Source organism: Megasphaera sp. ASD88 (assembly GCF_002287425.1).
In the GTDB taxonomy this organism is placed as follows: domain Bacteria; phylum Bacillota; class Negativicutes; order Veillonellales; family Megasphaeraceae; genus Megasphaera; species Megasphaera stantonii.
This window is the reverse complement of the sequence record NZ_NQXW01000001.1, coordinates 329,439-353,574: the sequence shown is the minus strand read 5'-3', so window position 1 is coordinate 353,574 and position 24,136 is coordinate 329,439. Positions and strand designations below refer to the sequence as shown.

19 protein-coding genes and 1 pseudogene are annotated in these 24,136 nt (G+C 54.4%); 18 read left to right on the top strand and 2 right to left on the bottom strand.

Annotated features, from left to right (window positions below):
• Window positions 1-220 (top strand): hypothetical protein (locus tag CJ260_RS12775; protein WP_158221351.1); only part of this gene is annotated, 220 nt, incomplete at its 5' end.
• Window positions 221-279: 59 nt separating this feature from the next.
• Window positions 280-600 carry a hypothetical protein gene (locus CJ260_RS01785; RefSeq protein ID WP_095628935.1) on the top strand — a complete coding sequence of 107 codons (321 nt, stop codon included), beginning with the start codon at window positions 280-282 and terminating at the stop codon, window positions 598-600.
• 93 nt (window positions 601-693) lie between these two features.
• Here the strand turns inward: CJ260_RS01785 and CJ260_RS01780 are convergent, their stop codons facing one another.
• A complete protein-coding gene (locus CJ260_RS01780) occupies window positions 694-2,244 on the bottom strand; it encodes a polysaccharide biosynthesis protein (protein WP_095628934.1) in 1,551 nt (516 codons plus the stop codon).
• Window positions 2,245-2,510: 266 nt separating this feature from the next.
• Between CJ260_RS01780 and trkA the strand changes: the two genes are divergently transcribed.
• The 5 genes from trkA to CJ260_RS01760 are packed head-to-tail and all read left to right on the top strand — an operon-like array spanning window position 2,511 to window position 8,271.
• Window positions 2,511-3,857, top strand: coding sequence for a Trk system potassium transporter TrkA (trkA, locus tag CJ260_RS01775; protein ID WP_095628933.1), 1,347 nt, complete (start codon window positions 2,511-2,513; stop codon window positions 3,855-3,857).
• Between the two features lie 7 nt (window positions 3,858-3,864).
• Window positions 3,865-5,307 (top strand): TrkH family potassium uptake protein, encoded by a 1,443-nt coding sequence (locus tag CJ260_RS01770; protein WP_233127855.1) that lies wholly within the window; start codon window positions 3,865-3,867, stop codon window positions 5,305-5,307.
• Between the two features lie 15 nt (window positions 5,308-5,322).
• The gene (locus CJ260_RS13395; protein WP_369831670.1) at window positions 5,323-5,847 is read left to right on the top strand and encodes a potassium transporter TrkG; all 525 of its coding nucleotides are present in this window, start codon (window positions 5,323-5,325) and stop codon (window positions 5,845-5,847) included.
• On the top strand, window positions 5,793-6,773 hold the full coding sequence (locus CJ260_RS01765) for a TrkH family potassium uptake protein (RefSeq protein WP_369831669.1): 981 nt from the start codon (window positions 5,793-5,795) through the stop codon (window positions 6,771-6,773). The genes CJ260_RS13395 and CJ260_RS01765 overlap by 55 nt, the downstream gene beginning before the upstream one ends.
• A gap of 46 nt (window positions 6,774-6,819) precedes the next feature.
• Entirely contained in the window at window positions 6,820-8,271 is a 1,452-nt protein-coding gene (locus CJ260_RS01760) for a TrkH family potassium uptake protein (protein WP_095628931.1), read from the top strand.
• 73 nt (window positions 8,272-8,344) lie between these two features.
• Here the strand turns inward: CJ260_RS01760 and CJ260_RS01755 are convergent, their stop codons facing one another.
• Window positions 8,345-9,955, bottom strand: a complete 1,611-nt coding sequence (locus CJ260_RS01755; protein WP_095628930.1) for a peptide chain release factor 3 — start codon at window positions 9,953-9,955, stop codon at window positions 8,345-8,347.
• Window positions 9,956-10,265: 310 nt separating this feature from the next.
• Here CJ260_RS01755 and CJ260_RS01750 point away from each other — a divergent pair, with 310 nt between their 5' ends.
• The 11 genes and pseudogenes from CJ260_RS01750 (at window position 10,266) to ligA (ending at window position 24,103) form a co-directional block, all read left to right on the top strand.
• The gene (locus CJ260_RS01750) at window positions 10,266-10,694 is read left to right on the top strand and encodes an Rrf2 family transcriptional regulator (protein WP_087477018.1); all 429 of its coding nucleotides are present in this window, start codon (window positions 10,266-10,268) and stop codon (window positions 10,692-10,694) included.
• Between the two features lie 196 nt (window positions 10,695-10,890).
• Window positions 10,891-11,478, top strand: coding sequence for a hypothetical protein (locus CJ260_RS01745; protein WP_095628929.1), 588 nt, complete (start codon window positions 10,891-10,893; stop codon window positions 11,476-11,478).
• A gap of 316 nt (window positions 11,479-11,794) precedes the next feature.
• The gene (gene glyQ / locus CJ260_RS01740) at window positions 11,795-12,673 is read left to right on the top strand and encodes a glycine--tRNA ligase subunit alpha (protein WP_087477016.1); all 879 of its coding nucleotides are present in this window, start codon (window positions 11,795-11,797) and stop codon (window positions 12,671-12,673) included.
• Window positions 12,674-14,721, top strand: a pseudogene (gene glyS / locus CJ260_RS01735) (glycine--tRNA ligase subunit beta).
• 155 nt (window positions 14,722-14,876) lie between these two features.
• Complete coding sequence (locus CJ260_RS01730) at window positions 14,877-15,440, top strand: hypothetical protein (RefSeq protein WP_095628928.1); 564 nt, start codon at window positions 14,877-14,879, stop codon at window positions 15,438-15,440.
• Window positions 15,441-15,552: 112 nt separating this feature from the next.
• Entirely contained in the window at window positions 15,553-16,479 is a 927-nt protein-coding gene (locus CJ260_RS01725) for a DMT family transporter (RefSeq protein ID WP_095628927.1), read from the top strand.
• 145 nt (window positions 16,480-16,624) lie between these two features.
• Window positions 16,625-16,966 carry a 50S ribosomal protein L19 gene (gene rplS, locus CJ260_RS01720; RefSeq protein ID WP_087477012.1) on the top strand — a complete coding sequence of 114 codons (342 nt, stop codon included), beginning with the start codon at window positions 16,625-16,627 and terminating at the stop codon, window positions 16,964-16,966.
• 140 nt (window positions 16,967-17,106) lie between these two features.
• Window positions 17,107-18,378 carry a manganese-dependent inorganic pyrophosphatase gene (locus CJ260_RS01715; RefSeq protein WP_095628926.1) on the top strand — a complete coding sequence of 424 codons (1,272 nt, stop codon included), beginning with the start codon at window positions 17,107-17,109 and terminating at the stop codon, window positions 18,376-18,378.
• Window positions 18,379-18,451: 73 nt separating this feature from the next.
• Window positions 18,452-20,653, top strand: a complete 2,202-nt coding sequence (pcrA, locus tag CJ260_RS01710) for a DNA helicase PcrA (protein WP_095628925.1) — start codon at window positions 18,452-18,454, stop codon at window positions 20,651-20,653.
• A gap of 21 nt (window positions 20,654-20,674) precedes the next feature.
• Window positions 20,675-22,075: a threonine/serine exporter ThrE family protein gene (locus tag CJ260_RS01705; RefSeq protein WP_095628924.1), complete on the top strand. Its 1,401-nt coding sequence runs from the start codon at window positions 20,675-20,677 to the stop codon at window positions 22,073-22,075.
• A gap of 27 nt (window positions 22,076-22,102) precedes the next feature.
• Window positions 22,103-24,103 carry an NAD-dependent DNA ligase LigA gene (gene ligA, locus CJ260_RS01700; protein ID WP_095628923.1) on the top strand — a complete coding sequence of 667 codons (2,001 nt, stop codon included), beginning with the start codon at window positions 22,103-22,105 and terminating at the stop codon, window positions 24,101-24,103.
• Window positions 24,104-24,136: the final 33 nt, after the last annotated feature.

Below are 24,136 nucleotides of genomic sequence, written 5' to 3'. Positions count from 1 at the left end.
TAGAATGGATGTGATCCATAGTGATTGCTCCTTTGTTGATGATTTCTCGCAAAACCATTTTAACATGAAGCTTCACTATGGATTTTTGTTTTTTGATTACCTGTTCAAATTCATTTTACAATTAACCGTTAAAAAAGTAGCTGCCTTGGCAGCTGCTAAGGCTAGTGAAAAATTGACACAAATCACGGTTGAGAAGAGTATTTCTACAACAGCCAAGTGAGTGTACTTTCTAAAACTGTCGGCAGCAAAGTGAATGCTGGATTGCAGTTAGGATTTCTTATGGACAATATTGCTGAAAATACCGACCTTGTTTCAAGCGTATGTACCAAGAATCTTGGGATGGATACGAAGGCAGCTGTGGAAAGCAGCGGCGTACTGCAGGGAAAGACGGTCCAAATTCAGGCAGGGGTTGTGCAGAACACCGGCCGCATTCAGGGCGGCGCCATTAGAATCCCAAGCAAATCAATTCGAGATATCGTGCTTTTTCCATGCGGAACTATTCCCGGATCGTTTTATAAATTTGCCGGGTGTTTAGTTCTTCGGTGCGGGGGCCAGCCTCCTTTTCAATATAAGTTTACACAGGTTCTCTTAAATTTATAGGGATAACGCATAAAAAGTACCCTCCTTACTGGGGTGTCCAGTAAAGAGGGGACGTATCATCTACTGATGGGTTTGATTGATGAGATATACTGTTTAAAAGAACCGGCCGATAAAGGGCATCTTTGCGGCGTCTTCTCTGGTTACGCCGCCGGTCAGGGCCATGAGGCCAATGTAGATCGCCGATCCTAACAGGCAGGTCAGGAACAGGCTGAGGAACAGGCCGATGTGCAGATAGAGGAAATTGTAGACGAAATACATGATGACGCCCATAATGGCGGCAGAAACGACGTTTTTCACGATGATATTGGCGTGAATGATATAGCCCGTATGGCGGTAGATGAAAAACAGGTTCAGGGCGGCGGCGACGCCGATGTCGGCTACAGTCGCATAGGAGGCGCCAGTAATGCCGAAGGACGGAATGGCGACTAAGAACCAGTTGCAGGCCACCTTGGCCACGCAGGCTACGGCCATGTTGATGACCGGAATCTTAGGCTTCTTTAAGCCCTGCAGGATGGCCGTGGTGATTTGGTGCAGGCCGAGGAAGCAAATGGCGATGGCAACGGCTCTCGTCGCATCCGTCGCAGCTGGCGCGTTGTAAATAAAGGTGACGACGGGCTCGGCCATGACGTAAAGCATGACGCTGAAGGGAATCGTCACGAGAAAGGAGATGCGCATGGCGCTGGCCGTGCGCTCGTATATTTCGTCGAAATTTTTCAGCGTAAAGCTGTGGCTGATGGCCGGCACGAGGCTCATGGCCATGGCCGCCGTCAAAATTGTCGCCAAGTTGATGAGGGGCACGGACATGCCCGTCAGATAGCCGAACAATTCCGTCGCCTGGGCCGTAGCGTATCCTGCGACTTCCAGACGGCGGGGAACGATGAGCAAATCCAGGTTCGACACGACGGGAAGCATGATGCTCGATAAGGAGATGGGCACGGCCAGGACGACGAGGCGCTTTAAAATATGCCGGATGTCTTCCTTCGGATATACAGGGCCGTCCGAGGGCAGGGAGCGCTTCAGCTTATAATAGTAATAAATTAAGACGAGCCAGGCTGCCAGACCGCCTGCGCCCGCGCCCAAGCTGGCGCCGCCTGCGGCGTAGTCGAGGCCGTAAGGCAGGAGCAGGGCCGCAAAGCCGAGCATGACGACGACGCGGACCAGCTGCTCTACGATTTGGGATAGGGCTGTCGGAGTCATTTGCTGCCAGCCCTGCAAATACCCGCGGTATCCGGCAATGACCGTCGTGAAGAAGATAGCCGGCGCTAAGGCGATGAGCGAATAATAGGCACGGCTTTCACGGATGATCTGTTCGTCGATGAGGAACTCCGCGCCGAAGAACATGAGGATGCTGAGAAATAAAGCCGTCGTGCACAGCATGGACAAGGACACGCGGAAGATGCGCTGTGCCCCGAGATAGTCCTGCTTCGCTACCTTTTCCGCCGTAATGATGGAAATGGCGATAGGAAGGCCGGCGCTGGATACGTCCAGAGCCAGCAGATAGATAGGGAAGGCCATTTGGTAAATGCCGATGCCTTCGCCGCCGAGAATACGGGATAAGATAATCCAGTTGATGCTGCCGATGGCTTTGACGACAAAGCCGGAAAGCGTCAGAATCAAGGTTCCCGATACGAACTTATTAGCCATGATACCCCTCTTGTCTCGTAATTTTTACATGATATAACAAACAATTAATTTTATCATATTTAACCTGCCGTTGCTAGAGATACGGGCCTATCCATGTAAATTTTCCGGCGATTATCTGTTCTCTCCTAGCCACGGCACTTCTTTTATGATATAGTAGCGTAGACAGTGGGTACAGTAATAGTATACCATACACTGCCTAATGTGCTGCTATAATCAAAGCGGCGCGATTATTTTACGATATCTACGTATAGCACAGAGGTGAGCATATGCGCATAGTAGTTGTAGGCGCCGGCAAGCTGGGATACAGCATTGCCGAGCTGTTGTCAAACGAGCAGTTCGACGTCGTCGTCGTAGACCACGATGAGGAGCGGCTGGAAGTCGTCAAAAATACCTTAGACGTCCTGACCGTCCATGCCAACGGCGCCAGCCCGATTACGATGAATAATCCCGATATACAAGGAGCGGACGTCCTCGTCGCGGCGACGGCTATCGACGAGGTCAACATGGTGGCCTGCATTCTGGCCAAGAAGCACGGCATTACCTATACGGCAGCCCGCATCCGGGACATGCAGTTTTTATCGGAAGCGAAGGATTACTTAAAAGAAAATTTCGATATCGATTTGATGCTGAATCCGGAGCTGATTACGGCCCAGGAAATCAACCGCATCATTATGACGCCGGCGGCGCTGAACGTAGAAGATTTCGCCAACGGCAAGGTGCGCTTGTTTGAAACGAAGGTGCGCCGCCATTCGCCCTTGGTCAATATTCCCTTCAAGGATCTGGAAATTCCGCCGTCTATACTGGTCGGCATGATTTTCCGGGACCACCGCATGATCATCCCCCACGGCGACGACCAGCTCCTGCCTCATGACAACGCCTACTTTATCGGCGATCCCAAGGCGATTGAGAAATTCAGCGTCAATTTCGTCCAGAGCGACACGAAGCGGGTAGAGCGGGCCATCATCATCGGCGCCGGCCGGACGGGGCGCTTTCTGGCCCCCATGCTGGACAAGCAGGGCGTGCAGGTTAAAATTTTCGACAAAAACAGGGAACGGTGCCTGCTGGCGGCGGAAAAAATGGACAACGGCATCGCTATCTGCGGCGACGGCACGGACCTGAACCTGCTGGAGCAGGAAGGCATCGCTGAAGCAGACGTCGTCGTGTGCATTACCGACGACGACCGGCTGAACCTCATGCTGGCTCTGATTGCCAAGCATTTCGGCGCGAAGAAGACCATCGTCCGCGTGTCGCGGGCTGAATATACGGATCTGATGGAAAAGGTCGGCGTCGACATCGTATTGTCTACGCGCCTCTTGTCGGCCAGCGAAGTATTGGCTTTCGTCCGCCGCGGCGGCGTCGTGTCCGTATCGCTGCTCGAAGGGGCCAAGGCCGAAGCCGTTGAAGTCATCGTGCAGGACGGCGCGCCCGTAGCGGGCAAGCGCCTGATGGACGTCCGGCTGCCCAGGGAATGCTTGGTATGCGCTTACGTGCGCGGCGAAGACGCCTTTATTCCAAACGGCCAGTCGGCGCTGATGGCCGGCGATCGGGTTATCTTATTTATCCAGACGACGCATTCCAAGGAAGTCATGAAATATTTCAAAGGCAGGGATTGAGATGCACATGTATTTGTTTTTCTTCCTCCTGGGAAGGATGGCAATCCTGAACGGCCTGGCCTTTTTGATTCCCCTGCTGTGCGCCTTTTCCTGGGGGGAGCCGGCGTATTTGTATTTCGGCCCTTCCATGGCGGTTACGCTGGCCTTGGGCGGCCTGATGATGGGCTTCGGCCGCCGGCACAGCAAGCAGCTGGGCGTCGCCGGCGGCGCCTGGTACATGGTTCTCGTGTGGGTTATGCTGGGCGGCGTCGGCATGCTGCCGTATTTGTTTTCCGGCGCCTTGACCGTCGCCGACGCGTTTTTTGAAAGTATTTCGGCCTATACGACGGTCGGCTTGTCCTGCGCTGTCGGGCAGGCCGGCGACGTACCCCGTTCGCTGGTCTTGTGGCACGGCCTGATGGAATGGCTGGGCGGCTTGAACTTTATTCTGCTGATGGTGACGATTATTCCGCAGGTCAGCGGCTGCTTTGGCCTGACCTTGTCGGTGCATCAGAGCATCAGCTTCAGCCCCATGCTGGGGCGCATGGATATTGCGGCCCGCCAGGTAGGGAAGATATACGCGGCCATTACGGTCCTGTCCGTCCTGGCCTATTTGCTGGCTGGGCTATCCCTGTTCGACGCCTGTATAAGCGCCTTCCGCAGCATATCGACGAGCGGCGACGCGCCCTTTTCCTTTATGTCCGGCGGTAATCCGGCCTTGGAATGGGCCTGCGCCTTTTCCATGCTCCTGGCCTGCGGCAATTTCCTGCTGTATTGGAAAAGCTTTGAGCGGCGGGACCTCAAGTCGGCCTTTCAGGATACGGAGCTCCGCGTGTTTTTAGGCGTCTTGCTGGGGACGGCCCTTCTCGTGTCCTTCCACTTGTGGAAGATGGGCGTGTACGACGGGGCGTACAGCCTGCGGTTCGGATTTTTCCACGTCCTTTCCTTTTATAGTACGAGCGGTTTTATTACGGCCGACGTTTCGGCCTGGCCTGATTTTGATAAATTTATCTTATTGCTCATCGTCTTTGTCGGCGGCTGTATCGGCTCGGCGACGGGCGGCCTGCGGGTCATGCGGTTTATCGTGCTGTTCAAGATAGCGGCTCAGGAAATGCGCCATCTCCTGCATCCGCGCATGGTCATCAGCTTAAAGGTCAGCGGCGTTCCCGTCGATATGAAGATCATCAGCCGGGTTCTCAGCTATTTTTTCTTATTTATGGCTGTATTTTTCGTATCGACGATTATCATCTCGTTGTCCGGCATGACGCCCCTGCAGTCCATGGGGGTTGCGGCGGGCTGCCTGACCAGCGCCGGCGCGACGGCTCACCTGTTCGGCGTCGTCGAATTTTCCGCGGAACCAGCCTGGCTGAAGGCATACTGCGCCTTTTTGATGATTCTGGGACGATTGGAAATCTTTTCCTTTCTCATCGTGCTGCAGACGGCAGCCCAGGCCTTTAAGCGCCGTTGGTAGGAGGCGTCGCGTCAAATGGATTTGAAAATAGTTTGGTATGTATTAGGCCGCCTGTCCTGGGCCTACGGCTGCGGCATGGTTCTTCCCCTGGGCGTGTCCCTGTGGTATAGTGAAAACAGCGTATTCGCCTTTGCCGTCGCCATCGGCGTGTGCCTGGCCTTGGGCAAGGGTCTGACGGCGTATGGAAGGGCTCCCGTCGGGGAGGTTACGAACCGCGAAGGCATTGCGATTACGGCCTTAGGATGGATTATGGTCATGTTTTTGGGCATGGTGCCCTATGCTGCCGGCGGTTATTTGTCCGTGCTGGACGGCGTATTCGAGTGCATTTCCGGCTTGTCCGGCACGGGGGCCACGGTCATTCCCGATTTAGAAATCATGCCGCAGGGCATTTTGCTGTGGCGTTCCCTGACCCATTGGTTCGGCGCCTCGGCATCATCGTCATCTTTATCGCCTTATTTCCTCAGCTGGGGCGGGGGACAGTCCATATGTTCAACGCTGAAAGCACGGGGCCGACGTCGGACCGGAACGTGCCGCGTGTAAAGGAAATGGCCAAGGCCCTGTTCTGCGTGTACGTCGTATTTACGACGGCGGCTACGCTGGCCTGCATGGCCTGCGGCATGTCGTTCCTCGTGGCTCTGAACCATGCCTGCTCGACGATTGCGACGGGCGGTTTTTCTCCTTATAACACCAGCGTGGCCTATTTCGACAGCCCGCTGATCGAATGGGTGCTGGCCTTTTTCATGATGATTTCCAGTGCCAACTTCGGCATGTACGTGGCGGCGTGGAAGCGGGGACCCAAGGTCATCCTGCATGATACGGAATTCCGCACCTATGTCGGCCTCGTCGCCGCAGCGACGATGCTGATGGCGGCCAATTTAGCGTCGGCTCAGGGCTGGGCCTGGAACGAAGCGTTCCGCCAGTCCTTTTTCCAGGCGGCGTCCTTATCGTCGTCGACGGGGTTCATTTCCAGTGATTTCGACAAATGGCCGGCCTTTTCCCAGTTTATCCTGGTTTTTCTCATCTTTGTCGGAGGCTGCGCCGGCTCGACAGCCGGTGGGCTGAAGGTGACGCGCCTCATGCTGCTGGTCAAGACGATTGTCCTGCGCATACGGCAGAAGATGCACCCGCATCTCGTCCTGCACGTCCGCTCCAATGGAGAGGATTTTTCCGAAGACGTACTGTACGGCGTAGCCCGTTTTTTCTTCGTATATGTCATGCTGGACATATTGTGGACCGTGCTGCTGGTCTTTGACGGCATTCCCATTTTTGACGCCCTGGGCGTAGCCATCACGACGATGGGCAGCTGCGGGCCGAGTTTCGGCCTGTTTGGGGCGACGTGTACCTATGCGGATATGCCCTCGTTCAGCAAGGCCGTCGTGTGCTTGTCCATGCTTATGGGGAGGCTGGAAATCTTTCCCGTCCTGGCCTTGCTGATGCCGTCATTTTGGAAGCGCCGCGTCTGGTAATCTTGCCGCTGCGCGTTCAATATAGAATTTCAACGAAAGGATGCCTATGGATTTACATGTCGTATGCCGGTTTTTAGGAAAAATTTCATTTATCCAGGGACTGACTATGCTCATCCCGCTGGGCATCGCTTTCTGGTGCGGCGAAGAGAGCGCCGTGCCCTTTATCCTGACGATCGGCGCGGCCGTGGCCGTGTCCTTTCTGTGCCAGCGCCGGGGACACGTCCGGACGAAGGCCCTGACGATACGCGAAGGCATTGCCATTACCGGCCTGGGCTGGCTGCTGGCGACGGGCCTGGGCATGCTGCCCTATGTATTGGGCGGGTACTTGGGAATCCTCGACGGGCTCTTTGAAAGTATTTCCGGGTTTACCGGCACGGGGGCGACGGTCATTGAAGACCTGGAGGTGCTGCCGAACAGCATCCTCTTTTGGCGCAGCATGACCCATTGGCTCGGCGGGCTGGGCATCGTCGTCATCTTTATCGCCCTGCTGCCTGAAGCGGGACAGTCGACTATGTCCATGTACAACGCCGAGGTGGCCGGGCCGACGCGGGAGCGCGTGCTGCCCCGCCTTCACGATATGACGAATGTCTTATTCCGCATGTATTCCGGCTTTACCCTCATCGCCCTGGTTATTTTCCTCCTGTGCGGCATGGATTTTATCAATGCCCTGAACCACGCCTTGTCGACTATTTCGGCCGGCGGGTTTTCAACCTTTAATGCCAGCGTGGCCCATTTCGACGATTCTGTTGTAGAAGGGTGGATTACCTTTTTCATGATACTGGCCGGCGGAAACTTCGGCTTGTACTATCAGGTGTATCAAAAGGGGCCCGGCGTCTTGCGGCGGAACACGGAATTTAAGGCCTATTTGCTCATATTAGGCGTTGTGACGCTCCTCATCATGCTGAATTTGGCCTATGCCTTCGGCGGCGAGTGGACGACGGCCTTCCGATACGCCTCGTTCCAGGTTGCATCCATTGCGACGACGGGCTTCGTATCGGCAGATTATGACACGTGGCCGGCCTTTTCCAAGCTGCTGCTGCTCTTTCTCATGATCTGCGGCGGCTGTGCCGGTTCGACGGCGGCGGGCCTCAAGGTATCCCGCGTCGTCATCTTGGTCAAGGCCCTGTGGATTACGGCCTTTCAAAAGGTTCATCCCAACATGGTGCGCCGCGTAGAAATCAACGGCCATTACGTCGGCGACGATACAGTCGTCCGCGTGAGCCAGTTTTTCTTTTTGTACATGGCCTTTATCGTATTATGGGCGCTGCTGCTTACGTGGGACGGCGTGAACATTTTCGATGCCGTCGGCATCAGCGTCAGCACCATGGGCTGCATCGGCCCGGCCTTTGGGATTACCGGCGCGACGTGTACGTATGCGAATTTGTCTGATTTTGCAAAAAGCATTCTGTGCTTGTCCATGCTGCTGGGCCGGCTGGAAATCCTGACCTTGCTGGTCATGTGCCGGCGCAGCTTCTGGAAATCCAAGGGCATGTGGTAACATATAAAAACAAACACCTTCTCGGTGCTGTGGTCAGCATGAGAAGGTGTTTTTATTATGCAGATATTATTTATTATTCTTCGTCGTCATCGAGGGCCAGCTCATCCGGCGTCGTGCAGAACGTAATGTCCGGATTGCGCTCGCAGATCCAGTTGGTCTGCCATTCGTTGGCGATGAGCAGGACCAATCGCTGCTTGTGGTCCTTGACCAGCATGGCGCTGTCGACGTTTTTCAGCTCCCTGTATTCGTGGCCGTTCAGCTGGAGCCAGCGGGCGACCGTGAAGGGAAGCATGTTCATTTCCAAGTCTACGCCGTATTCGTGCTTAAGGCGGTATTCCAGTACTTCAAACTGCAATTTCCCGACGGCGCCGACGATGTAGCTTTCCATGGAGCCGAGATTTTCATAAATCTGGACGGCCCCTTCCTGAGCCAACTGGGTCATGCCCTTAAGGAATTGCTTGCGCTTCATCGAGTCCTTAGCACGGATGCGGGCGAACAGCTCCGGCGGGAAGGTCGGGAAATCCTTGAAGGTGACCTTTTGCTTTCCGGCATAGAGGGTATCGCCGACGCCCATAGTGCCGTTGTCGAATACGCCGATGATATCGCCGGGGTAAGCGTCGTCGATAATCGTCCTCTCCGTCGCCAGGAACTGCTGAGGCTGCATGAGGCGCAGCGTCTTGCCTGACTGGCGGTGCGTGACGGACATGCCCTTTTCAAATTTGCCCGAGCAGATGCGCATGAATACGACCCGGTCGTGGTGCTGGGGATTCATGTTGGCCTGGATCTTGAAGACGAAGGACGTAAACTGCTCCGATTCGGGGTCGACTACGCCTTCCAGGCACTTGCGGGGCTGGGGTTTAGGCGCCATTTCCAGGAATTTTTCCAGGAAGGGCTTGACGCCGAAATTGGTCATGGCCGAGCCGAAGAACATAGGTGTCAGCTGGCCCTTTTTCACTTTTTCCATGTCGAATCTGTCGCCGGCCGCGTCAAGGAGCTCGATGTCGTCTATCAGGGACTGGTGAATTTCTTCGTCGAGGAGGTCCTTGAAAATGGGGTCGTCGGCAGAACCTTTCGTCGAAGCCAGTTTGCGCTGGCCGTGAGACGTGTCCTTTTCAAACAGCTCGATGGAGGCCGATTCCCGGTCGTAAATGCCTTCGTAGTTGCCGTTGATGCCGATAGGCCAGTTCATGGGGTAGGCGTGGATGCCGAGGATGTTTTCGATTTCGTCCATCAGGTCGAAGGGATTTCGTCCGAAATGGTCGATTTTATTGACAAAGGTAAAAATAGGGATGCCTCTGTCCTTACAGACGCGGAACAGCTTTTTCGTCTGCGCTTCGACGCCCTTTGCCACGTCGATGAGCATGACGGCGCTGTCGGCTGCCATAAGGGTGCGGTACGTGTCTTCGCTGAAGTCCTGATGGCCCGGCGTGTCGAGTATGTTGATGTGATGGCCTTCGTAATCAAACTGCAGGACCGAACTGGTGACGGAAATGCCGCGCTGCTTTTCGATTTCCATCCAGTCGGATACGGCGTGCTTAGCCGTCTTTCTCGCTTTGACCGATCCGGCTAAATGAATCGCGCCTCCGTACAGTAACAATTTTTCCGTAAGCGTCGTCTTGCCAGCGTCGGGATGAGAGATGATGGCAAAGGTACGGCGATTATTTACTTCGTCAACTAAAGACATATTCCACCTCATTTATACAATAAACCTAAAATACAACTGGTAATAATTATATAAGGTTTTTATCGGCCGTGCAAGAGGCGGCTTTCGTTTGCGGCTGCCGGCTGCGGCCATAGGGGGAGACACATGAAGGGAGTGTCAAAAGGACAATTATTTTGTAAAAAAAATGATGAAAAATAATGAAGAATTTAGTATAATAGTAACTATATAAAGTACTATTGAAGTGGATTGCAAGGAAAGAAGGCGAATCTGCGCTGCATTAAAACGGGTAAACGTAAGAAAAGAATTACATCAAAGTAAAAGGGGATTCAACGTGATCATTACAAGAGAAACTGATTATGCTGTAAGAATTTTACGTTCTTTAATTAACCTGCGGCTGAAAAACATCCGGGAAATCAGCGATGAACAGCTCATACCGCGGCAGTTTGCATATAAAATTTCCAAGAAAATGGAACGGGCCGGATACATCGAAATTATCCGCGGAGCCCAGGGCGGCTGCCGGCTGGTAAAGAATCTGCATGATATTACGTTGATGGATTTGATTCAGGTCATGGACAGGGAAAATATGCTCAGCAACTGTCTGGACGAAGGGTTTGTGTGCCCGTACCGCGAACGCAACGGCGGCGACTGCGGCCTTCATACGTCTTTCGGGCAGCTGCAGGAACAGCTGACGGCGTATTTTTCCGGCGTCAATTTGTACGACCTCGTCAGCGGTACGTGTCAGAATCAGAAATTGAAATAAACCGGCAATCGTCGGTTTATTTTCCCCAATTTAATTCGATTAATATAATCCAATACATAGCTTTCGCGGCGGCGTATATGGATTTTACATAAGAGGAGCAAGTTTTCGCCTTGCTCTTTTTTGCGTTTTTAGTGTAATATAATATATACAGTATTGTAATATAGTAATGCCTAGATATTGAAATGGAGAGTGTACTATGAAATTAAAGAAAATTGCTGTCGTATGTTTGGCCGGACTGGTCATTGCCGCGGCCGCGCCTGTCGTTTCGACGCCGGTCTTTGCCGCCCGCGGCGGCGTGCGCGTGTCGGCTCCCAAAGCCTTGCCGTCGGGATCGAAGGGGACCGTCCGAAACAACACGACGAACAGAGCGACGAATAATCAGACCAATCAGCAGACTCGCCAAAACGCGCAGCAGGCCAATGCCCGCACGAATACGCAGACCCGGACGAACCAATCGTCGGGCTGGGGCAGCGCCATGCGCAATATCGGCCTCTTGGCCGGCGGCATGTTTTTAGGCAGTATGCTGAGCAGCCTGTTCGGCTGGGGGAACATGGGCTTTATGGCCGACATCCTCGGCGTCATGTTCAATATCATCCTGCTGCTGGTCATCGTATCCCTTATTTCTCACTTGTGGCGCAAGTTCAGAGGCAAAAAAAATACTTCTGATGACGACGCCTACCGCCGCGGCTATGAAGCGGCCATGCGGGAAGAACGATTCCGCCATAAGGGCATGACCATCGACGTAAAACCTATTGACGACGACAAGGAGGACCGCCGCCGGTAAGTGGGGCCGCCAGGAGGAGATGGATTTCTGCTTGCCCTTTTTGTACTTTTATGCTATGATAATTGGCATGAAGTACGGCGATGCAGGAGAGGAAGTAAGCACGACGCCAGCGAGATAAGGAAGGTGTGAGCTTATCGTTTGGTGCTGAAGGCGCTCCGAAGGCCGCGGCAGGAAGTCACCGGCAGGTGATGCGTATGGCCGGCAAATGAAGCGGGTCTTTCGACCAACCAGGGTGGAACCGCGGGTAATGGATACTCGTCCCTGTAACATTTCACGATGTTACAGGGACTTTTTGTATTATTAGGAGGGAAAACGAATGAATTTTCAGGATATGATTTCTGCTTTGAAAGAATTTTGGTCCTCCCAAGGCTGCATCATTTATGAACCCTATGATGTAGAAAAAGGGGCAGGCACCATGAATCCGGCTACGTTTCTGCGGACGCTCGGTCCCGAACCGTGGCACGTCGCCTACGTAGAACCGTCCCGCCGTCCTGCCGACGGCCGCTACGGAGACAACCCGAACCGCTTGTACCAGCACCATCAGTTCCAGGTCATCTGCAAGCCTTCGCCGGACAACATCCAGGAGCTGTATTTAAAGAGCCTGGAAACCTTAGGCATCAACCCGAAGGAACACGATATCCGCTTTGTCGAAGACAACTGGGAATCGCCGACTTTAGGCGCCTGGGGCCTCGGCTGGGAAGTCTGGCTCGACGGCATGGAAATCACGCAGTTTACATACTTCCAGCAGGTAGGCGGCATCGACGTCGCTCCGGTCTCGTCGGAAATTACGTACGGCATGGAACGTCTGGCCATGTACATTCAGGGCGTAGAAAACGTCTACGATTTGAAGTGGAACGACGACGTGACGTACGGCGATATTTTCCATCAGAACGAAGTGGAACAGTCGACGTATTCCTTTGAATTGAGCGACTCCGATTTGCTGTTCCACCTCTTCGATCAGTATGAAAAAGAAGCGATGCGGGTCATCAAGGCCGGCTTCGTCATCCCGGCCTACGACTACGTGCTGAAATGTTCCCATACGTTTAACCTGCTCGACGCCCGCGGCGCTATCAGCGTCAGCGAACGGGCCGCCTTTATCGGCCGGGTCCGCAACATGGCCCGGGCCTGCGCCAAGGCCTATTTGGAACAGCGGGAAAAACTGGGCTTCCCCATGTTGAAAAAGGAGGAAAACTAAATGAGCAAAGACGTATTACTTGAAATCGGCACCGAAGAAATCCCGGCTCATTATATGCCGAGCATCCTCTCGCAGGTACAGCAGCTGGCTGCTGACAAATTGAATAAAGCGAACATCGCCTATGAAGATATCCGCGCCGTCGGAACGCCGCGCCGCGTAGCCCTCCTCGTCAAGGGCGTCGCGGAAAAGCAGGCCGATATTTCGTCTAAGAACAAAGGGCCGTCCGTCAAAATCGCTTACGACAGCGACGGCAATCCGACGAAGGCCGCCATGGGCTTTGCCCGGGGCCAGAAAATCGCCGTAGAAGACCTGGTCGTAGAAGACGGCTACGTCTACGCCAACGTTACCAGCATCGGCGCGGAAACGGCGGGCCTCTTGCCTGATATTTTGACCGGCATTATTACGGGATTGGGCTTCCCCAAGAGCATGCACTGGGGCTCTCTGGATTTCCATTTTGTCCGCCCGATCCGCTGGATTGTGGCCCTCTTCGGCGACGACGTCGTTCCCTTTGAATTAGCCGGCGTCAAATCCGGCCGGATAAGCCGCGGACACCGCTTCCTCGGCACAGGCGATTTCGAAATTCCTTCCATGGCCGCTTATGAAAGCACGGCGAAGGAACATTTCATCATCGTCGACCCGGAAGAACGAAAAGAACTCATTTTAGCAGGGCTGCAGAAACTGGCCGATGAAAAAGGCGGCACGATCATCATGGACGACGACCTGCTGGAAGAAGTCATTTTCCTCGTCGAATATCCGACGGCCTTGTGCGGCGAATTTGACGAAGATTACCTGAAGCTGCCCGAAGCGGCGATCATCACACCGATGAAGGACCACCAGCGGTATTTCCCCATGCGCGACAAGGACGGCAAGCTCATGAACCTGTTCCTGACAGTCCGCAACGGCGACGACTATCATCTGGAAATGGTGCAGCACGGCAACGAACGGGTACTCCGAGCCCGCCTCGACGACGCCAAGTTCTTCTTTGAAGAAGACAAGAAGCACAAGCTCGTCGATTACGTAGAAAAATTAAAGAAAATAGTCTTCCAGGACGGCCTCGGCACGCTGTACGATAAGGCCCTGCGCCTGGAACAGATTACGGTGTTCCTCAATCAGAAATTAGACCTCGGCTTGTCCGACGAAGCCTTGAAGCGGGCGTCCCTGCTGGCTAAGGCCGACCTGGCTACGCAGATGGTCATGGAATTTACGGAACTACAGGGTGTCATGGGCAAGGAATACGCCATGATCGACGGCGAAGGGGAAGATGTCGCCGAAGCCCTTACGGAACAATACCAGCCGCGCTTTGCCGGCGACGAACTGCCGCAGACCGATATGGGCAAGGTTCTCGGCCTGGCCGATAAATTCGACACTATTACGGGCATGTTCAGCCGGGGCTTCATCCCGACGGGCTCCCAGGACCCCTTCGCGCTGCGCCGTCAGACCATCGGTGTCCTGAATATTCTCATGGATGCCGGCTGGAACCTGAACTGCCATGAAGTATTCGCCTTCGTCCTCGACCTTCTCCAGGTGGATAAGGACAAGCAGATGGAAGTTATGGGCCAGCTCAACGATTACTTCGTCCTGCGCCTGAAAAACATCTTCCAGGACAAGGGTGTGGATTACCATATCATCGACTGTGTCCTCAGCGACGATACGCTCAACGCTGCCAAGGCGCCCGCCGCGCCCAGGCCCTCATCGACGCCGACCTCATGGGCAAGACGGAACTGCTCCAGGCCTTTACCCGCGTAGGCAACATGATCAAGGATGCGGAAGACACGACTGTCGACGTTTCCTTGTTTGAAACGGACGAAGAAAAGGCGCTGTACGCCGCCTGCCAGGCTATGGAATCGGGATTGGCCCAGGCGTACGCCGTTTACGATTACGCCGCTGCGGCTGATATCCTGTCCGAAGGCATCGGCGCTATCAACGATTTCCTCGACAACGTCCTCGTCATGCATGAAAATGCGGCCGTAAAGGAAAACCGCATCCACCTGCTGACCTTGACGTACAGCCTCATCAGCCCCATCGGCGACATCAAGAAGCTGTCGTAAGGCTATTGTCACAGCTTCTTTACAATTAGGCATGGACGAGCGTCCTTCCTTGTGTTTTAAAATTTATATGTGATATAATACATAGCAGGTGCGGTCTATTCCCGCATCTGCTATTGCCTTATGAAAATAAGCTTGGCGTAAAGGAGTGACTGCTTATGAATATGAAAAAAATCGCCTTAGTACTGGCGGGTATCGCATGCGTGGCCGGTTCGACGTCGTTTGCCGCCGACACCATGACGATTAAGAGCTCAAATAGAGACAGCTATGCGGAAGTATTAGTATATAAAGCCAAAGACGGCGACTACTATCAATATTACAACAGCATGTACGGCTACGTCGTCGATATCCCGAAATCGGCTACCCAGGCCGATATGAACGAAGGCGGCGACGGCTGCTATTTCCAGGATCCGAAGGACGACGCCTTGTTTATGACTTACGCGGCGAAAAATGCCCTGAATTTCTCCATCGACGAATTATGCAACATGGATATCGGCGTCAACGGCTCGCCTGAGCTGACCATGAACGTGCGCACGAAAAACAGCTATGCCATCGCCTGGACGGACGGCGCGAAATCGTATTATCATGAATTGTTCTTAAACGAAAAGAATCAGACCTACACGGCCTTTTCCGTCGTATATCCGACAGAAAAGAAAGATAAATACGACAAGATCATTTCCCACATGACGCGCAGCTTTGTGCCGAACGGCGTAAAGATGTAACAGGGCGCGGAAGCGCGTAAACGGGCATGCCTGAAACAGAAGAGGGCGTGCCCTTTTTTGTGCGCCTGCACTTTTTTGCGCGCCTGCAAGGGAAGAAGAGAGGAGACTGGACGTGGCACATTCTGCGACAAAAGGCCATATAGCGGCGCTGCTGACCGTATTTATTTGGGGGACTACCTTTATATCGACGAAGGTCCTGCTGGCTGATTTTCAGCCTGTAGAAATTTTATTCTTCCGCTTTGTCATGGCCTATACCGTGCTGTGGTGCTGCTTTCCCCGGTGGTTTCACATGTCGGGATGGCGGGAAGAGGCGACCTTTGCCGCCGCGGGATTTACGGGAATCTGTTTGTATTATTTATTGGAAAACATCGCCCTGACCTATACGATGGCGTCGAACGTCGGCGTCATTTGTTCCGTATCGCCCTTTTTTACGGCCATGCTGGCGGCTGTATTCATCAAATCGGAGAAGCCCCTGACGCCGCAGTTTTTCATTGGATTTTTTCTGGCCATCGCCGGTATCTGCCTGATCAGCTTCAACGGCTCGGCGATGGAGCTCAACCCGCTGGGCGACATGCTGGCCGTGCTGGCCGCCGTCGTATGGGCCTGCTATTCCATTTTAATTAAGAAGATCAGCCGTTTTGACTATCCCGTCCTCTTGACGACGCGGCGGACCTTTTTCTACGGCATATTGTGGATGATTCCGGCCTTATATCTCTTTGACTTTCAATGGGCGCCGGCCCGCTTTGCCGACGGGATCGTCATCTTCAACCTCCTGTTCTTGGGGCTGGGGGCGTCGGCCTTGTGCTTCGTTACCTGGAGCAGCGCCGTGGCGATCCTGGGGGCTGTGAAGACCAGCGTCTACATTTATTTGCTGCCCGTCGTCACGGTGGCCACGTCGGCTGTCGTCCTCCGGGAACCGGTTACGACGATGACCGTCGCCGGCACGGCCCTGACCTTGCTGGGGCTGGCCTTGTCGGAGGGGAAATTAGGCCGGGCGGCCCATGATAAAATAGAACATGTACATGCGAAATCAGAATAACAGAAAAGCGAAGGCCTTTCTTGAAATGCCCTGTGTAACATGCTATAATTATTTTCGTTAATTTAGGCAGTCCTCTGTTCGTTTTACGATTGTCGTGTGTTGGGCGGCAACGGGGAACACGAATGTCTTATAGGAGGAAAAAAAGATGAATATTATCAGCGTACTTGAACAAGAACAGCTTCGCAGCGACATTCCTGCATTCCGCCCTGGCGACACCGTCAAGGTTCATGTAAAGGTTGTCGAAGGTAACCGCGAACGTATCCAGATTTTTGAAGGCGTCGTCATCGGCCGTCAGAACGGCGGTGTCCGCGAAACCTTCACCGTTCGCCGCATTTCCTATGGCGTAGGCGTAGAACGTACTTTCCTGGTACATTCCCCGCGTCTGGCTAAAATCGAAGTCGTTCGCCGCGGTATCGTTCGCCGTGCAAAACTGAACTACCTCCGCGGTCTGACAGGCAAAGCTGCCCGTATTCGCGAACGTCGGTAATTCCCAAGCAAGAACACATAAAACAAGGATTGGATATATTCCAGTCCTTGTTTTTTTACTAGATACCGCGTCCGGCATATGATATAATATATTGAGTGCCAATCTAATGAAAGTCATAATTATGAATGAGGTGATGTATTGTGGCAAAACAGATTTTTGTTACAGGACATAAAAATCCGGATACGGATTCGATTTGTTCTTCCATTGCATTTGCAAAATTACAGCAATTAAAAGGCGTCGACGCAGTCGCTGTCCGCGCCGGTGACATCAATAAAGAAACGGCTTACGCCCTGGATTACTTCCACGTAGAAGCGCAGCCCCTGGTCAAAGATTTTTACGTAAAGGTCGGCGAAGCGGTCCGCAAGGACGTCGAAGCTCTGCCGTACAGCGCCAGCCTGAAGGACGCGGCGAAATGGTTTGCCGATCACGACAGCGACGTAGCGCCTGTTGCGGAAAACGGCAATTTTGTCGGCGTATTGTATAAGTCCAGCTTAGCCGGCGAATTCGTCAAGACTGTATTGGGCGAAGAACTGAGCACGGTAAAGAGCCTGGTGCAGGACGCCGCTACGATATTCAGCACGTCGGACAACGGCCATGACGTTCCGGCTGAAGGCCGCTACGTCGTCGTCGACGACGGCAAGTACGTCGGCATGGTCTGCGCAGACTGCGTAGCCGCCGTAGAAAAGAGAAAAGTCATGCTCGTCGACCACAACGAAAAGAAGCAGATCATCGACGGCATCGACGAAGCTGAAATCATCAGCGTCGTAGACCATCACCGCATCGGCGGCACCTTGGCGACGGAAGGCCCGATTTTCATTTTGTTCCAGCCCGTCGGCTGCACGGCTACGATCGTAACGTCCCTGTACGAACAGGCAAACATCGCCATTCCGAAGGAAATCGCCGGCCTGCTCCTGTCGGCCGTTATTTCCGACACCGTATTGTTCCGCTCGCCGACCTGCACCCAGCAGGATCGGGAAACGGCTGAAAAGCTAGCCGCTATTGCCGGCGTAGACCTGCAGGCTTACGGCATGGACATGCTGAAAGCCGGCGCCAACGTATCCGATTTGACGCCGGATCAGATTGCCCAGAACGACATGAAGGAATTCTCCGACGGCAGCGTAACCTTTACGATTTCCCAGGTACAGGTCATGGACACGACGGATTTGCTCGAACAGAAGCAGGTCCTTCTCAACGCCCTGGAAAAAATGCGTTCGGCTAAAAACTATGCCGCTTCGTTCCTCATGATTACGAGCATTATCGACGAATCGACGAACCTCATTTTCGCCGGCAACATGGACGCCGTCGTAGGCAAGGCTTTTGCCAAGGACGTCCTCGACAAGGAAGTATACCTGCCCGGCGTCATGAGCCGCAAGAAGCAGATCGTTCCGCAGATTTTGGCAGCCTTGAAATAAGCGGTTACCGTATATGAACCAAAGCCTCATCTTCCCGGTGAGGCTTTTTTACTGATTATGGCAAGGAGTTTGTATGAATCCTATTTTAGATACATTGAACGACCGGCAGCGCGAGGCGGTGCAGCTGACCGAAGGGCCGCTGCTCATCACGGCCGGCGCCGGGTCGGGGAAGACGAAGGTACTGACCTGCCGCATCGCCTACCTGCTGGAGAAGGGCGTGTCGCCCTATGCCATCCTGGCGATTACCTTCACTAACAAGGCGGCGAAGGAAATGCGGGAACGAGTGGAAAAGCTGGTCGGCCCGCGGGCGGAAAGCATGTGGATCAGCACCTTCCATTCGTTCTGCGCTAAATTGCTGCGCTTTGAAATCGACGGCCGCTTCGGCTATACCCGCAATTTTACGATTTACGATACGACGGACCAGATGACGCTCATTAAGGACTGCCTGAAGCAGGTCAATCTGGACGACAAGCAGTTTCCGCCCCGGTCCGTCCTGGGGACGATTTCGTCGGCGAAGAACGCCCTGATGGACGCCTATGAATTTACCGGCCGGGCCGATGATTTCTACGCCCAGAAAGTCGCCGAGGTATATACGCTGTATGAAAAGAAGCTGAAGGAAAACAACGCCATGGATTTCGACGACCTGCTGCGCCTGGCCGTGCGCCTGCTGCAGGAATGCGAAGACGTGCGGGAAAAATACCAGAACCGCTTTCAGTATATCCTCGTCGACGAATACCAGGATACGAACCACGCCCAGTACACGCTGACGAAGTTGCTGGCCCAGAAATGGCGCAACATCTGTGTCGTCGGCGACGCGGACCAAAGCATTTACGCCTGGCGCGGTGCGGACATCCGCAATATCATCGACTTTACGCGGGACTATCCCGACGCGGCGTCTATCAAGCTGGAACAGAACTACCGCTCGACGAAGACCATTTTGAACGCCGCCAACGCCGTCATCGACAACAACGAAAGCCGGCCGAAGAAGGTGCTGTGGACGGAAAATCCGGCAGGCAATAAAATCATCCATTACCATGCCCAGACGGAGCATGACGAAGCTGATTACGTCGCCGGCGTCATTTACAACCGCCACGAAATCGGAAATGAGCCCTACGGCGACATGGCGATTTTATTCCGTACCAACTCCCAGTCCCGCGTGCTGGAAGAGAAGCTCATGCGCTACGCCATTCCTTACACGATGGTCGGCGGGACGAAGTTCTACGACCGCAAGGAAATTAAAGACGTCATCGCTTACCTGCGCCTGCTGTACAACCCCGAAGACAGCCTGAGCCTCATGCGGGTTATCAACGTGCCGAAGCGAAATATCGGCGCGACGACGATAGAACATCTGGCCGACTACGCCGAGCAGAACGGCATTTCCCTCTTTGAAGCCTTGTCGTCGACAGACGATATCCCGGCCATTACGAAACGGGCCAGAACGTCGCTGGAAGAGTTTTCCGTCATGATCTTCGAGCTGCTCAATCACGTCGACGAATGGGACGTACAGACCCTTATCGAAGAGACCATCAAGCAGTCCGGCTACGGGGCCATGCTTGATAAAGACGCTGAACACGACGTGCAGGGTGAAAGCCGCAAAGAAAATGTCGGCGAGTTCCTTTCCGTCGCCAAGGATTACATGGATTCCAATCCTCAGGGGAATTTGCAGGATTTTCTGGAAAATATCGCCCTGGTCAGCGACGTCGACGAATTTGAGGGCAGCGAGTCCAAGGTGACGCTCATGACGCTGCATGCCGCAAAGGGGCTGGAATTCCCCGTCGTCTTCCTCGTCGGCCTCGATGAAGGACTGTTCCCGCACAGCCGCACCCTCATGGATTCGTCGCAGGTAGAAGAAGAGCGCCGCCTGGCTTACGTCGGCATTACGCGGGCCGAACGGCAGTTGTACGTGACCAACGCTTCGACGCGGACGATGTACGGCCGCATATCGGCGTATTTGCCGAGCCGTTTCTTAAACGAAATCCCAGCGGAGCTCATAGAAGAATTCCGCCGCAAGACGGCTATGCCTCAGCAGCCGGCGTCCGTGCCGGGGCGGCAGCGCGTATCGATTCTGTCCAAGCCCGTGGCGACGACGCTGCCGAAAAAGCATGCCGTCGACACGTCCTTTGCTGCCGGGGACAAGGTGCGCCATAAGATTTGGGGCGTTGGCACCGTCCTGGAAGTCATCGGCGAAGGGCAGAACATGCAGATGAAGATACAATTTCCGACAAAAGGCGTCCGGCAGGTCGTCGTCAAGTACGCGCCGCTGGAAAAGGCTTAGCAGGAAGCGAGGAGACAGACTATGACCAAGGGCTTGGAAACGGCCATGTCGTCTATCGACATTTGTTCGGCCAGACAAGCTACGATTAAGGATAAAATGGAAATGGTGCTGGATATCGGCCAGCTGCTCATGGAGAGCGGCGGCGATTCGAAGAGCATCGTCAGGGATATGCTGCGGGCGGCGGCCTATTTAGGGCTGCATTGGAAGCATTTGAACTTCCACATGACCTATACGACGATTATGGCCAATTACGACAGCGAGAAGAAGTCGTATACGGTGTTTCGGAAATGCCGCATTCACGGCATCAACATGACGACGATTGCCGACGTCAGCCAGCTGTCCTGGCGGGCCTTAGAACAGAAATATGAAACGGGGACTTTTAAGGCCGATTTGGAAGCCATGAAGGAAAAAAGCATGCAGCGCCATTATCCCCAGTGGGCGACGTCGCTGGCAGCGGGTATTGCCTGCGGCGGGTTCTGCAAACTATTTGGCTGCGACTGGATCGCCTTTGCCTATACGGCTCTGGCAGCCTGTATCGGATTCTGGGTGCGCCACGGCTGCAACCGCTTCGGCGTCAATCCCTACATCAGCATCGCTGCGTCGGCGTGTATCGCGACGGCGGCGGCCTATTGGACGCAGGTCCTGCCGGGATCGGATACGCCGTGGTTTCCCATGATCGCCTGCATGCTGTTTCTCGTGCCGGGCGTACCCATCATCAATTCCTTTGACGACCTCATGAACAATTATATCGTATCGGGCATGACCCGGGCCATGAACACGATGCTCGTCGTCCTGGCCATGACCTTCGGCATCGTCGGGGCCATCAGCCTGTGTCAGATTCCGGCCTATTCGACGTACGACATCGTACCTGACAGCATCTATGGCTCTCAAGCTATCGCCGCAGCGCTGGCGGCCATGGGGTTTTCCGTTATCTTCAATATCCCGCCGCGCCTGCTGCCCGTCGCCGGCATCGGCGCCGTCATGGCCGTCGGCACGCGGAATATCCTGGCGATTGGCTTTGACGTTCCTATGGCTTGGGCCTCCTTTTGGGGGGCAGCCCTCATCAGCATCGTCGGTTTCAAGCTTGCCGGCCGCCTTCGCACCCCCAGGTCCGTCGTAACCGTCCCGGCCGTCATTCCCATGATTCCGGGCGTCTTCATGTACCGCCTGCTCATCGGCATTTTTTATATTCCCTCCCTGGACCCGCAGGGGCTGCTCACGGCCATACAAAGCGGCGTTCAGGCCTTTATGATTATCCTGGCCATCGCCTTGGGCGCGACGATTCCCGACATGATCGCCCACCAGTTTATCGAGCGGTCGAAGCACCAGCGTCTCTGCCATCTGCTGGCCGTTGCCCGTTCCGGCGAGGACAGCGCCTTTGAAATCGAAACGGATATAGACCAGGCCAGCAACTTGAAATAGCTGCGCATATTTTTACAGGAGGCACGTATGGATGATGTAAAGCAAAAAGCACGTCTCTTAGAGCTGCGTCACATAATTGATGAACTGAGCTATCAGTATTATACCTTGGATAAACCGACTGTAACAGACTACGAGTACGACATGATGTACCGCGAATTGGAAACGATTGAAAAGGCCCATCCCGAATGGGTGACGCCCGATTCGCCGACACAGCGCGTCGGATCGAAGATTTCCGGCGGCTTTGAAAAATACACGCACGACCAGCCCATGCTCAGCTTAGGCGACGTGTTCAACGACGCCGAGCTCATGGAATTTGACCAGCGCGTCCGCAATGATTTAGGCGGCGAAGCGCTGGAATACGTCGTCGAGCTGAAAATCGACGGGCTGGCAGTCAACCTCATTTACGAGTACGGCCAGTTTGTCCGCGGCGTCACCCGCGGCGACGGACGGGTCGGCGAAGACATTACGAACAACGTCCGTACCATCCGGACGATTCCGCTGCGCATCGACAACGATTCGCCCCATATTGAAATCCGCGGCGAAGTGTACATGCCCATCGAGTCCTTCGCTCAGCTCAATGCCCAGCGCCGCGACGACGAGCTGGAGCCCTTTGCCAATCCCCGCAACGCCGCGGCCGGCTCGCTGCGCCAGCTCGATCCGCGCATTACGGCTCAGCGCAAGCTGGCGTTCTTCGCCTATGCCCTGGGCGGCAACGTCGGCGTGGAAATCCACAGCCAGGAAGAGCTGCTTGCAGACCTAAAGGCCTTCCGCTTCCAGGTCAATCCGGAATACTGCAAATGCAAAACCATGGAAGAAGTCATCGCCTATATTCACAGCTGGGATGAAAAGCGCGATACCTTGCCCTACGCGACAGACGGCATGGTTGTCAAGGTCAATTCCTTCGCCCAGCAGGAACGGCTGGGCAATACCGTCAAGATTCCCCGCTGGGCCATTGCATATAAATTCCCGCCGGAACAAGCGAAGACCAAGGTGCTGGGAATTTCCGTTTCCCTCGGCCGTACAGGCGTCCTGACGCCGGCGGCAGATCTCCAGCCCGTTCACTTGGCCGGCACGACGGTCAAGCGGGCGACGCTGCACAATGAGGATTACATCAAGGAAAAGGATATACGCATCGGCGATACGGTCATCATCCAGAAGGCCGGCGAAATCATTCCTGAAGTCGTCCGGGCCGTCGTATCAGACCGGGACGGCTCCGAACGGGAATTCGTCATGCCCAGCACCTGTCCGAGCTGCGGCGGCCCCGTCGTGCGCAAGGAGGGGGAAGCGGCGACGCGCTGCATCAATCCTGATTGCCCGGCTGTCGTCGGTGAGAAAATCGCCCACTTCGTGTCGCGCAACGCCATGAACATCGACGGTTTAGGCGACGCCATCGTGCAGCAGCTGCTGCAGAACCACTTGATTCACGACGTATCCGATATTTACACGCTGAAAAAAGAAGATCTCGTCGAGCTCGAAGGCTTCGGTGAAAAATCAGCAGACAACCTGCTTAAAGCCATTGAGGCCAGCAAATCCGTCGGCCTGGCCCGGGTCCTCTTCGCCCTGGGTATCCGCTTCGTCGGCGCCAAAGCCGGTCGCATTCTGGCTGAATGCTTCGGCTCCGTCGAGGCACTCATGGCCGCGTCGGCAGACGACTTGACGGCTATTGATGAAATCGGCCCGCGCATTGCTGAAAGCGTCGTTGCCTACTTTAGCGACGAAAAGAACCGCATCCTCGTCGGCAAGCTCGCGTCGTACGGCGTCGACATGACCGCGGAAAAACGCCAGCTCATCAACACATCCTTCGACGGAGAAATCGTCGTCCTGACCGGCAAGCTCCAGACCATGACCCGGAAGGAAGCGGAACAAGCCGTAGAATCCCGCGGCGGCAAATGTACCTCGTCGGTTACGAAAAAGACGACCCTCGTCGTCATCGGCGCCGATCCCGGCAGTAAATACGAAAAAGCCCGTCAGTTAGGAACCCATATCATCACCGAAGAAGAATTCCAGGACTGGCTGTCCAGAGAATAGAATATATCAGCAAAAGAAAGCAGCTCCATGTTA